Origin of the sequence: Nakamurella lactea DSM 19367, from assembly GCF_000426645.1 — a bacterium.
GTDB lineage: Bacteria > Actinomycetota > Actinomycetes > Mycobacteriales > Nakamurellaceae > Nakamurella > Nakamurella lactea.
Genome location: NZ_AUFT01000012.1, coordinates 79,330 through 90,932, shown reverse-complemented (window position 1 = coordinate 90,932; position 11,603 = coordinate 79,330). Strand labels below are relative to the sequence as shown.

The window sequence follows — 11,603 nt, the reverse complement described above, 5'->3', positions numbered from 1 at the left end:
GCTGCCGTTGTGATGGCAATCCGTGGTTGTGGCGGTAGAACAACCACGGAATGCCATCACAACTCTGCGGGATGCAACCCGATCGAGTGTCAACCATTTGGCGGGTGATGTCCGTCGTTCACAGTAGGAAGCCGAACGGCGGACGGAGACGCGGTGGGCCCGAACCCCCGGGAGCAGGCAGTGCGCACATTGTTCGAGACGCGCTGGACTACTGACGTGCGTCTGGCCGGCCTACTCGGAGCTGACGATGCGGAAGACGTGGTCGCCGAGTCATTCGCACGCTTGCTGCACCGAAACGGTGCGTTTCCCGCAGATGCGGGCGCATATCTGTACCGCACAATCGTCAATCTAGTTCGGGACCGCCAGCGGCGCGCGCAGATGGCCCAACGACGTCTTGCTCGTGTCGGCGCCGAGCCCGCGACCGTCGAGTCTCCGACGGAGCCCGACGGCGCGGTCGCCAGAGCAGTGGGTTCGCTACCGCCGCGACAGCGGGAGGCAGTGGTGTTGCGGTACTGGCTGGATCTGACCGGTGACGGCGTTGCTGCGGCGATGGGCGTAACGCCGGGGGCAGTGAAGACACACTTGTCACGAGCGCACACGGCGCTGCGGCGGGTGCTCAAGGAGGCGGGCGACAATGACTAGCGACGGGCACGATACCGGCCGGAGTGGCAACAACGCAGATCTCCCGGAATTGGATCCGGCTGAAGAAGAGGTGCTCCGTCACAGCCTGGAACGACAGGCAGGGCAGCACACCGGCACACTGCGCTGGGAGGACGTGACCGGCCGCCGCCGTCCAATGCGAGCCATTGCGGGACCACGACTGCCACTGCTGGTAGCAGCCGTGGCGTTGGTGATCGTCGTCGGGGCGGTCGCAATCGCGGTTGCCGCGCGGCGGCCTGCGGTGAGCAGTCCACCGGCCGAAAACACGGCCGCGGTGGGCACAGCGGTGCAACAAACGGCGTCGACACCGTCAGCCCCATCGACGGTTGAAGGTAGCAACACTGTGGTTGCCACCAGTAGTGCGGGCGCGACAGGTACCCCAAGTGAACGTGTTTCGGACTCTGGCGAGGTGGTTTCCTCAGGTCCCGGTTTTCCAGCATCGTCGCTGGCACCGTCGACGTTGAAGACTAACCCGGCCGACTATCCGGCGAGCTTTGTTTCGGTGATGTGGGCCAAGAACGACGACCTCCTGCTCGTGACCACCTTCGGGAGCGGTTCACTTTGGTGTGCCAGGCGGGTCATCTCGATCGAGCAGACGGGCCCGCATTCGGTCAACTTGATCCTGAGCGGAACGGACGACGTCATCGGCACGCACACCGGACCGATCGTGTGGGCCTGTACAGACGACCTCCGGCCGTACACCTCCGTCGTGCGCCTTCCAGACGGCCTTACGCCGGATCATCCACTGGACGTCTCGGTCATCGGGCCAACGATCCATCTTCCGGCGCGAGACAAGTAGACATCGCCGAGAGGTTCACGTTTCAGGTCCCGGTCGCGACTGTGACATTCAAGTCCGCCTCGGCATAGAGGATTGGATAGAACAGGGCGTCACACACCGCGGACCCTCCCGAATGCGTGCCGTAAGCCCGATGCGAAGCGAACACCGGACCGCCGCTGTCACCGCCCCGCCGGCAATAGGCAGCCTCCGAAAGGCCGTCAATGTTGTGATGGGCCTGACCGTCAACCTCCGATCCTTGAGTTCCGTAGTCGGTCGAAATACCCACGGCCAGCACTCTTCCGCAGAAGGACTTTCCGGTGGTCGTGCCGGTCTCACACACTCGATCGTCGTAGGACTGAGAAGGCGGCACCTGGTCCAAGACGGTTGTAGTCGAAGTCGTCGACAGGGTCTGGCTTCGCGTCAGCTTGCGATGTTCCGGTCCGCACCATTACCCAGGCGTGTAGTGGCCCCCATTCTCCTGCGACAGCGCCCGACTTTTCGATATAGACAATGCCCGCGTCGCCGTTCATCGCAGGGTGCGATGCGTTGTGAAAGTAGCTTGTGTTGTGGCCCTTGCCGATAGGGTGCGCAACCATGTTGGCGTCCCAGGCATTCTTGTAACCATCCTGTCGGATCGGTTCCGCGACGCAGTGGCCGGCGGTGAGGATGTAAGGCTTGTGATCACTGTTGCTGCGGACGACAAACCCCGCTGTGCAGCCCTCCATCCAAACGCCGCCGCGAATCGGGCGATCACAACGGTTGTTGCCTGGAGGTAGCTGTGCTCCGTGGCAGGCGTCTGGGTGTGCAGCCGGAGCTTCGGCGTACACAACTGGCATTCCAAGGTCCGGGATGTCGGCTGCAATCGAGTCAAGCACCTCACGCGGACCTTTGATCCGCACCACCTCGCCGACCTCATCGACATCCAGCGACCACCCGGCAGCCCGCTCGGGCGTCGCGATAATCGCCCGTGCCCGCGACATGATCGCCGCCATCTGCCGCAACGTGTAGTGGGCTGGTTCGACAAGCACCTTCCCCTCCAGGATCGCCCCCGCAGTCGCCGCGAGTTGATCCACGGTGGCGGTGTCCGCAGGTGTCGGTTCGATCAGCTTCACCACGACCTGGTTCAGCTCGTTGAACGTCACCACCGTGAAGCGATCGCCGAACGTGGACTCGGCAAGCGGCACGAGAGCATGCTTGGCGAGTTGCAGCTCGTCCGACCACTCGATTGCCACCGCCAGAGAGGCCCGGGCCGCGTTCGCGGTGGCAACCGCGGGCGCGACCATGAGCAGGGCAATGGCACCCAATCCGATCGTTCTGCGCGTTCGGGATGAATTTCGCATGGCGCGAAGGTAGTACCACTCCGGACTTACTGCATCTCGAACCCGGCATGCAGGGCAGACCCCTAAGTGGGTGGCGTGCACCTCCGCCGTGCCCGTGCTCAGACCGAAACTGGTGCTGGCCTTGGCCAGTACCGAGGATGCGAGCAACGCTGCACCGGGTCTCTTGGGGTCGATCGGACCTCCGGGACAACTCCGCTACGGCACCCGTAGCGCACTTGTCCCACCAGCGCCCGGGACAACCCCGCTACGCCCAGGTCACCGGGATGCCGTGCGGCGGGGCCTGGCCCAGCACCCTTTCCTCGCCACCCGGCCAGCTCCGCGCGGTCACCAGGAACGGATGCCCTTCATCGACCCGGCGAGGTTCGAAGGCCACGTGCACGAACGGCTGGTCGGCGGTCGCCGTCGCGCCCAGCTGCTCGATCCGGGCCAGCACCCGCCGTTGTTCGTCATCGGCCAGGTATTGCCACGTCACCGAATGCCAGAGGACTGTCAGCGCCCCCGACTGCAGTTCCAGCGTGTCCAGCAGGTCGGCGGCGCCGGACCGGACCAGCCGGGCCGGGTAGGCCCTGGCGATCTCCACCGCGCCGCGCAGCCGCCGCAGCCGCGCCGTCTGATCCGGCCAGACGTACGACATCAGCCGGATCGCGCCGGCATCGGTGGACGGGTCCAGTGGGTTCAGGTCACCGCCGACCCGTTCGATCACTTGCAGTCCACCGACGGCATCCGGCGGTCGGGCGTTCCAGGCCGGATCCAGCTCGACCGGCGACATCACGCCCCACACCGGGCCGTCGGCCGCCACGAACCGGAAGCGGTCGGCCCGCAGGTTGAGCCCGCCGGACGCGCCGATCTCCCACAGCCGCACCGGCAGCGGGTCCGGCCCGACGACGTGCAACAGGGCGCCGATCAGCGCGGCCGACCGGCCGACCTCGTTGGTCTGCGGCGCCGACGCCAAGCCCTCCCGGAACCGGTCCGGTTGATCCCGCAACAACGCCTGCAGCGCCGGCCACGCCAGGTCGGCGTCGCTGTCTCCGCCGCAGCTCGGGAAGTGCGCCGCCAGCTCCGGCGCTTCGCCGGCCAGGGCGATGCCGTGCGCGGTTCCCATCAGCCGCAGGGCGAGCGCCGACGGCCCCGGGTCGTCCTGGTGGCCGGCCAGCACGGCGGCCGCCGGGCCGCCGGCCGCGATATCGTCGGCCACCAGGTCGATCAGCCGGCCGTACAGCGGCGAACCGAGCGCTGCGCAGGCCCGTGCCTGCTGCCGGAACAGCTCGACCATCCGCGAGTCACCGGCGCCGACCAGGCCGCGCACACCGTCCGGCACCGCACCGTTCACGGCGCCGTTCGTCGCCCCACCGTTCGTCCTTGCATTGTTCGTCATCGCGCCGTCCGCCATAGTCGAACTGTAGGCGGCTGGCGATCTTGTCGACGGGCCGGGAGGTCCGTGGACGACCCCGGCCGGCGGGTGCGGGACACTGATGTGATGCATGTTCATCGGCGGCATCGGCCGGCCCGCGGCGCCGATGCCTGAGGGCCACACGCTGCATCGGCTGGCTGCCGAGTTCACCGAGCGGTTCCGCGGGTTGCCGACCCGCTCGTCGAGCCCACAGGGCCGCTTCGTCGCCGAATCGTTGCTGATCGACGGCCGACGGCTGGACGATGCCGAGGCCCACGGCAAACACCTGTTCCTGACGTTCGGCGAGCGCATCGTGCATGTCCATCTGGGCCTGGCCGGCAAGATCGGCTTCACCGATGGTGACCCGCCACCGGTGATCGGTGCGATTCGCTGGCGGTTGACCACCGAGGCTCCGCACAGCACCGCTGATCTGCGGGGGCCGGCCGCTTGCGAGCTGCTGACGCCCGGCGAGGTTGACGCGCTGACCGCGCGGCTGGGGCCCGACCCGCTGCGCCCGGATGCGGATCCCGACGCGGGCTGGCGCCGGATCACCCGCTCGCGGACCCCGATCGCCGCGCTGTTGATGGACCAGCGGGTGGCCGCCGGCGTCGGCAACATCTACCGCGCCGAACTGCTGTATCGGCATCGGATCGACCCAATGATGGAAGGTCGCCTGCTCAAACCCGGTGAGTGGCAGGCGATGTGGGCCGATCTGCAACAGTTGATGCGCCACGGCGTGCAGACCGGGCGGATCGACACCGTCCGGCCCGAGCACGAGCCGGAGGCGATGGGGCGCCCGCCGCGGGTCGACGCCCACGGCGGCGAGGTCTACGTCTACCGCCGGGCCGGTCAGCCGTGCCTGGTCTGCCGCAGCAAGGTCCGGATCGCCGAGTTGGCCGGCCGCAACCTGTTCTGGTGCCCCGGATGTCAGCGACGCACCCGCCGGCGGGGCCGATGAGCAGCCCGGCGCGCTCGAATCCGTCGCTGACCGAGGTGGCGAACACGATCCTCGCGCTCGACCCGAGGCACCCACCGACCGCAGTGGTCGCGATCGACGGTCCGTCCGGTTCCGGCAAGACCACGCTGGCCGATCGGCTCGGCGATGCCGTCGCCGCTCGGCACCGGAGTGTCGCGCTGATACACGTCGACGACCTGCTGGCCGGCTGGGACGGGCTCGCTGACCTGCCGGGCGACCTGCTCCGCTGGGTGCTGGAGCCGGTCGCCGCCGGCCGCCGGGCGCGGTATCACCGGTACGACTGGACCGCCGACCGGTACGCCGAGTGGTGCGAGGTGCCGGCCGCCCAGGTACTGATCGTCGAGGGCGTCGGATCCGGCGCCCTGACAGCGGCGCCATTGCTCGACCTGCTGCTGTGGGTCGAGGCACCGGAGCCGATCAGGTTCGACCGCGGCATCGCCCGCGACGGCGAGGCCTACCGGCCCAACTGGCAGCGCTGGGCGCTGCAAGAGGCGGCGATGTTCGCCGGCGACCGGACCAGGGAACGGGCTGACGTCAGACTCGACGGCACCGCGCCGGTCCCCTGACCGGCGCGGGTCGCCGTCAGCCCGCGCTGCCCTCCAGCAACGGCTCGTCCACCCCGGCCGGATCCGCCGGCGCGCCCGGCCCGGTGGCCGGCTGCGCCCTGCGCAGCGCGCGCAGCACCGCCAGCCCGATCACGAACGCACCGATCGCGCAGCCGGACAGCACCAGGTACGACAGGTGCGGCGCGTAGTGATCGGCGATGAAGCCGGCCATGGGCATGGCGATCGCGATGCCGACGGCCAGACCCGAGCTCACCCAGCCCATCGACTCGGTGAGCCTGGCCGCCGGCACGATCCGTTCCACCAGCGACATTCCGGCGATCAGCGCCGGGGCGCAGGCCAGGCCGGCGACGAACATGCCGATCGCCAGCTGCCAGACCGAGCCCATGAACACCACCGGCAACGACACCACCGACAGCGCGGCCAGCGCGGTGATGTACTGCCGCAGCAACGACGCCTTCAGGTTCAACCCGCCGAACACCAGCCCGGACAACAGCGAACCGAAGGCATACAGCGCCAGCAGCCCGCCGGCCGTTCCCGGCTGGCCGAGTGCCTTGGTGGTGGCCAGCGTCGCCACCTCGAGGGTGCCGAAGACGCCGCCCAGCAGCACCGAGATGGCCACGATGCCGCCGAGGCCGGGGAGCAGGATCGCCGACCGGCCACCGACCCCGCGCAGGTTGCCGGACGGCGCCGGTTCGGTACCCACCTGACGCACCAGGAAGAACAGCCCGATCGCCAGGAACAGGGTGGCCACGATGATCGCCGACGACGGGAACAGTTGCAGTGCAAGGAAGGTCGCCAGGACAGGTCCGACGATGAAGACTGCCTCGTCGATCAGCGACTCCCAGGCGAAGGCGGTCCGCAGCTGCGGCGTGCCGGAGAGCATGGCCGACCAGCGGGCCCGCACCAGCGGACCGACGTTCGGCTGCGAGGCGCCGGCCACGAAGGCCATCGCGACGATCGGCCAGTTCAGCGGGGTGAACACCGCCAGCGCGATGAGCGCCGCCATCGCCGGCAGGTGCACGGCCAACTGGCGCGGCACGATGCTCCGCTGCCCGCGCGCGTCGATGAACCGGGAGATCTGCGGGCCGACCAGCGCGCCGGAGACGGCATACGTGGCCGAGACGATCCCGGCGAGCGCGTAGGAGTCGCGGACCGCGGACACCAGCAGGACAGCGCTGACGCCGGCCATCGACATCTGCATCCGGGCCAGCGCACCGGCGGCGGAGAACTGCGCGGCTCCAGGGCGGCGGAGGACCTGGAGGTAGGGGCCGAACACGGGAATTGCTCCGTTCGAAGCGTCCTGGGGCCGGAAACCCAGTGCTTCGTTGATCGAGAAGGAGGTGAACCGTCCGGCCGGTACAGTTTACGGCATGGCCACCGACACCCGCGACCGGATTCTGACCGCTCTGCGCGGATTGCTCGCCAGCGGCGGCACCGATGCCGCCACCCTGGAGAACGTGGCCGCGGCGGCCGGGGTCTCCAAGGGCGGGCTGCTCTATCACTTCCCGTCGAAGCAGGAGCTGTTCCACGGGTTGCTCGAGCAGACCAAGCAAGCGGTGGCCGCGGAGCTGTCCGGGCTGACCTCACGGGACGACGTGGTCAGAACCTTCCTGGAGTACTCGGCGCCGCGGGACGAGCAGGAGCGCGGCTTCATCACCGCGTTGATCACCGGGATCCGCAACGAGGGCGGCCAGGTCGGGTCGGCGGCCGGGCAGGAATCGGGGCCAGGTTCGGGCACGGGCACGGGCACGGGCGCCGATGACGAGTACCGGGTGGCCGGGCTGTTCGCGGATATCTTCGCGGCCTGGGAGGAACCGATCCGGCAGTCGGTCGACGACCCGGTGACTGCCGAGATCATCCTGCAGGTCGGGAACGGCATGTACCTGGCCGCCGTCTGCGGACTGCCGGCCCCCGACCCGGAGCTGACCCGTCAGCTGGTGGATCGGCTGGTGGCCGCGGCGTCCTGACCCCGCGCGAGGATCAACTTCCCATCTTTTGTGACGGGAGTGACGAACGAGCTAATTCCGTCCTCGCGACCGAGGTGGATCCTCGCCTGGGCAGGGGGTCAGGAGTCGACGATGCGGCGGCCGGCGAAGGCGCGGCCGAGGGTCACCTCGTCGGCGTATTCCAGGTCGCCGCCGACCGGCAGCCCGGACGCCAACCGGCTGACGGTCAGGTCCGGGAAGGTGCGCAACATCCTGGTCAGGTAGGTGGCGGTGGCCTCACCCTCCAGGTTCGGGTCGGTCGCCAGGATCACCTCGGCCACCCCCGGCTCGGCGATCCGCTTGAGCAGCTCGGCGATCCGCAACTGGTCGGGGCCGATCCCGTCGATCGGTGAGATCGCGCCACCGAGCACGTGGTAGCGGCCGCGGAACTCCCTGGTCCGCTCGATCGCGGCGACGTCCTTGGACTCCTCGACCACGCAGATCTGCGCCAGGTCGCGGCGCGGATCGGCGCACACCCGGCACAGCTCGCCCTCGGCGACGTTGCCGCAGACCGTGCAGTAGCTGACGTCCTCCTTGACCCGCCGCAGCGCCTCCCGCAACCGGTCGTTGTCGGCCGGATCGACCGTCAGCAGGTGGAAGGCGATGCGCTGGGCCGATTTCGGGCCGATACCGGGTAGCCGGCCGAGCTCGTCGATCAGATCCTGGACCGGACCCTCGTACAACGCCTCAGGCCTCCGGTCCGGCTGCGGGCAGCTCACCCGTCCGGGCCGAACCCGGCGGCGCCGGCGGCTGCGGCAGACCGAACCCGCCGAGGCCCAGCGATTCCAGGTCGAAGCCGCCGGTGGCGCCGGCCATCAGTTGCTCGCCCAGCTCCTTGGCCTGCCGGCTGGCATCACGCACGGCCGCGACCACCAGATCGCCGAGGGTCTCCAGGTCGTCGAGATCGACGGCGTCCGGTGAGATCGTCACCGAGCGCAGCTCGCCGTCACCGCTGACCACGGCCGTCACCAGTCCGCTGCCGGCGCTGCCGGCGATCTCGGTCTCGGCCAGCGAATCCTTCGCCCGCTCGACGGCTTCCTGCATCTGTTGCGCCTTCAGCACGATCTGGCTCAAATCGGGCATTCCTGGCTGCATCGGGTCTCCTCACGAGGGTTACGGCATGCGCAAGCCTACTGGTGCGCGACTCTCCGACGTGTTGACGCGGCCGATCGGCATCCGGCTGGCACTGTGGACGCATGCGTGCCCGAAAGCCAGTCGTCAGCCTGCTCGCCGTCGCCGTTGCGGTGCTGCCGCTGCTTGTCGGCTGCGGTGCGGCCAGCACCGCGGATCCGACTTCGGCGACCGCAACGCCGGCGCCGTCCAGCGTGGTCGCGGTACCCACCGGACCGACGGTCACCGTCCCGGGGCTGGACGAGACCGCCGCGGGAACGTCGTCGGCTTCCTCGGCGACCCGGTCGACCACCGTGTCGTCGCCGGCGAAGACGACGGCCACGTCCAGCGAGCGGGCGACCACCGTGCCGCCGAAATCGTCCACGGTCGACGTGACCACCACGGTCACCGTCCCGCCCCCCACGCCGTCCACCTCGAAGGCCGCGGAGCCGCCGGCCACACAGCACAGCACCACTTCGCAACCGCCGAGCACCACGAAGGCGCCGGTGTCCACCAAGCAGAACAGCGGCGGCACGATGACCCGCAAGGTGGTGGTGATCGATCCGGGGCACAATGGACAGAACAACGCCCATCCGGAGATCATCACCCAGCAGGTACCGGCCGGGTTCGGTGAGATGAAGGACTGCAACACCACCGGCACCGAGACCAGGGACGGCTACACCGAGTCGCTGTTCAACTGGAAGACCGCGTTGCTGCTCAAGGAGAAGCTCGAGGCCAAGGGCATCACGGTGATCATGACCCGCGACTCCAACGACGGCGTCGGCCCGTGCGTCAATGAGCGCGCAGCGGTCGGCAACGACAACAACGCCGACGCGGTCGTCTCCATCCACGGCGACGGCGACCTGCACGAGAGCGTGCACGGCTTCTATGTGATGACGGCGGAACGGGCGCCGGCCGGCGCCGCGATGGCCGCCGAGTCCCACCGGCTGGCCACCGACATCCGGGACGGGCTGGTCGGCGACGGCTCGACCCCGAGCAACAGCCTGGGGGACAACGGTTTGTGGCAGCGCAGCGACCTGAGCGGCCTCAACCTGTCGATGCGGCCGACGGTGATGCTGGAGATGGGCAACATGAAGAGCGCCACCGACGCAGGCCCGATGACCTCGGCCGCCGGACAGGACAAGTACGCCGCTGGCATCGCTGCCGGCGTGGTCGCTTTCCTGGTCAACGGCGGCTGACGGCCGGCGCTGATCATGGCCTGGAAAACCCTGGGGAAGCTCGCCGCGCTGCCGGCCGCCGCCGGCGCGGCGCTGGCCGCCTACGACCTGACCCAGCGCAAACACGCCATCCTGCGCAACTTCCCGGTGATCGGGCACCTGCGGTACCTGCTGGAGGCGATCGGGCCCGAACTGCGCCAGTACATCGTCACCGACAACGACGCCGAGAGACCGTTCAGCCGGGACCAGCGGCGCTGGATTTACGCGTCATCGAAGCTGGAGAACAACTACTTCGGCTTCGGCACCGACGAGGACATCGAACACACCCAGGGTTACGCGATCATCAAGCACCGCACGCTGTCTCCGGTCGGGCCGGCGACCGGACAGCACAGCGGTGAGGACGTAGCGCTGCCGTCGGCGAAGGTGCTCGGCGGCCCACGGGGCCGGGCCGGGGCATTCCGTCCGGCGTCGATCGTGAACATCTCCGGAATGAGCTTCGGGTCGCTGTCGGCGGCCGCGGTGACCGCGCTGAACAAGGGCGCGGCGCTGGCCGGCTGCCTGCAGGACACCGGCGAGGGCGCCCTGTCGCCGTACCACCGCAGCGGTGGCGAGCTGGTCTTCCAGATCGGCACCGCCTACTTCGGCTGCCGCGACTCGAGCGGCCGGTTCGACCTCGAGCGACTCAAGGACCTGGTGGCCTCCGCACCGGTGAAGGCGTTGGAGATCAAGCTGTCCCAGGGCGCCAAACCCGGCCTCGGCGGCATGTTGCCGGGGGCGAAGGTGACAAAGGAGATCGCCGACATCCGCGGCATCGAGGTCGGCAAGGACTGCGCCAGCCCGTCCCGGCACGCCGAGTTCTCCACCGTCGACGGGCTGCTGGACTGGGCCGAGCTGCTCGCCCAGGCGACGGGTCTGCCGGTCGGCATCAAGTCGGCGGTCGGCGACCTGGACTTCTGGCGGGAGCTGACCGAGCTGATGACGCCGGGCGACCGCGGCCTGGACTTCGTCACCATCGACGGCGGCGAGGGCGGCACCGGCGCCGCTCCCCTGGTCTTCACCGACGCCGTGTCCCTGCCGTTCCGGGTCGGCTTCGCCCGGGTCTACCGACAGTTCGCCGAGGCCGGGCTGACGGACCGGCTGACGTTCATCGGCTCCGGCAAGCTCGGCCTGCCGCGAAATGCCGTAGTGGCGATGGCCTTGGGCTGCGACATGGTGAACGTGGCCAGGGAGGCGATGCTGGCGATCGGCTGCGTGCAGGCGCAGCGTTGCCACACCGACCGGTGCCCGACCGGAGTGGCCACCCAGGACCCGTGGCTGCAGCACGGACTGGACCCGGAGCTGAAGTCGGTACGGCTGGCCAACTATGTCCGCGCGCTGCGCCGGGACCTGGTGAAGGTCGCCGAGGCCTGCGGAGTACCGCACCCCGCCCTGATCTCGATCGACGACATCGAGGTGATGGATGGCGAGAGCCGCGCCACCCCGCTGGCCGAGCTCTTCGGCTACCGGTCGGGCTGGGGGCTGCCGTCGGCCCCCGATCGGGCCGAGCTGTTGAGGGTGTTGCAGCACACCGGCACCGAGGCCAGCAGCGCACTCGAGTCACCGGTCGCGCAGGACTGACCG

13 protein-coding genes are annotated in these 11,603 nt (G+C 69.1%); 7 read left to right on the top strand and 6 right to left on the bottom strand.

What is annotated here, in order from left to right; genetic code table 11:
* Positions 1–180: 180 nt before the first annotated feature.
* A complete protein-coding gene (locus K340_RS35180) occupies positions 181–642 on the top strand; it encodes an RNA polymerase sigma factor (protein ID WP_161632106.1) in 462 nt (153 codons plus the stop codon).
* Positions 635–1,459 carry a hypothetical protein gene (locus tag K340_RS35920; protein ID WP_154674256.1) on the top strand — a complete coding sequence of 275 codons (825 nt, stop codon included), beginning with the start codon at positions 635–637 and terminating at the stop codon, positions 1,457–1,459. The genes K340_RS35180 and K340_RS35920 overlap by 8 nt, the downstream gene beginning before the upstream one ends.
* A 22-nt stretch (positions 1,460–1,481) precedes the next feature.
* On the opposite strand, the gene K340_RS37540 is transcribed toward K340_RS35920, so the two are convergent.
* From K340_RS37540 to K340_RS0113675, 3 genes are all read right to left on the bottom strand, one after another.
* Positions 1,482–1,733 carry a trypsin-like serine protease gene (locus K340_RS37540; RefSeq protein WP_407662228.1) on the bottom strand — a complete coding sequence of 84 codons (252 nt, stop codon included), beginning with the start codon at positions 1,731–1,733 and terminating at the stop codon, positions 1,482–1,484.
* Positions 1,734–1,770: 37 nt separating this feature from the next.
* Positions 1,771–2,778 (bottom strand): chymotrypsin family serine protease, encoded by a 1,008-nt coding sequence (locus K340_RS0113680; RefSeq protein ID WP_154674255.1) that lies wholly within the window; start codon positions 2,776–2,778, stop codon positions 1,771–1,773.
* A 244-nt stretch (positions 2,779–3,022) separates the two neighbouring features.
* A complete protein-coding gene (locus K340_RS0113675) occupies positions 3,023–4,153 on the bottom strand; it encodes a DUF2332 domain-containing protein (protein WP_211229428.1) in 1,131 nt (376 codons plus the stop codon).
* A 142-nt stretch (positions 4,154–4,295) separates the two neighbouring features.
* On the opposite strand from K340_RS0113675, the gene K340_RS0113670 reads away from it, so the two are divergent.
* Positions 4,296–5,126: an Fpg/Nei family DNA glycosylase gene (locus K340_RS0113670; RefSeq protein ID WP_029137130.1), complete on the top strand. Its 831-nt coding sequence runs from the start codon at positions 4,296–4,298 to the stop codon at positions 5,124–5,126.
* Positions 5,123–5,710 (top strand): uridine kinase family protein, encoded by a 588-nt coding sequence (locus K340_RS29970; protein ID WP_169726913.1) that lies wholly within the window; start codon positions 5,123–5,125, stop codon positions 5,708–5,710. The genes K340_RS0113670 and K340_RS29970 overlap by 4 nt, the downstream gene beginning before the upstream one ends.
* A 16-nt stretch (positions 5,711–5,726) precedes the next feature.
* On the opposite strand, the gene K340_RS29965 is transcribed toward K340_RS29970, so the two are convergent.
* Positions 5,727–6,986 (bottom strand): MFS transporter, encoded by a 1,260-nt coding sequence (locus K340_RS29965; RefSeq protein WP_051266250.1) that lies wholly within the window; start codon positions 6,984–6,986, stop codon positions 5,727–5,729.
* Between the two features lie 94 nt (positions 6,987–7,080).
* Between K340_RS29965 and K340_RS0113655 the strand changes: the two genes are divergently transcribed.
* Positions 7,081–7,677, top strand: coding sequence for a TetR/AcrR family transcriptional regulator (locus K340_RS0113655; RefSeq protein WP_029137129.1), 597 nt, complete (start codon positions 7,081–7,083; stop codon positions 7,675–7,677).
* Positions 7,678–7,775: 98 nt separating this feature from the next.
* On the opposite strand, the gene recR is transcribed toward K340_RS0113655, so the two are convergent.
* Positions 7,776–8,378: a recombination mediator RecR gene (recR, locus tag K340_RS0113650; protein WP_029137128.1), complete on the bottom strand. Its 603-nt coding sequence runs from the start codon at positions 8,376–8,378 to the stop codon at positions 7,776–7,778.
* 4 nt (positions 8,379–8,382) lie between these two features.
* Positions 8,383–8,790, bottom strand: a complete 408-nt coding sequence (locus tag K340_RS29960) for a YbaB/EbfC family nucleoid-associated protein (protein WP_051266244.1) — start codon at positions 8,788–8,790, stop codon at positions 8,383–8,385.
* A gap of 101 nt (positions 8,791–8,891) precedes the next feature.
* On the opposite strand from K340_RS29960, the gene K340_RS29955 reads away from it, so the two are divergent.
* Together K340_RS29955 and K340_RS0113635 are read left to right on the top strand one after the other, a co-directional pair.
* Positions 8,892–10,004 carry an N-acetylmuramoyl-L-alanine amidase gene (locus K340_RS29955; protein ID WP_051266240.1) on the top strand — a complete coding sequence of 371 codons (1,113 nt, stop codon included), beginning with the start codon at positions 8,892–8,894 and terminating at the stop codon, positions 10,002–10,004.
* A 15-nt stretch (positions 10,005–10,019) separates the two neighbouring features.
* Complete coding sequence (locus K340_RS0113635) at positions 10,020–11,600, top strand: FMN-binding glutamate synthase family protein (RefSeq protein ID WP_029137127.1); 1,581 nt, start codon at positions 10,020–10,022, stop codon at positions 11,598–11,600.
* The last annotated feature ends 3 nt before the right edge of the window (positions 11,601–11,603 follow it).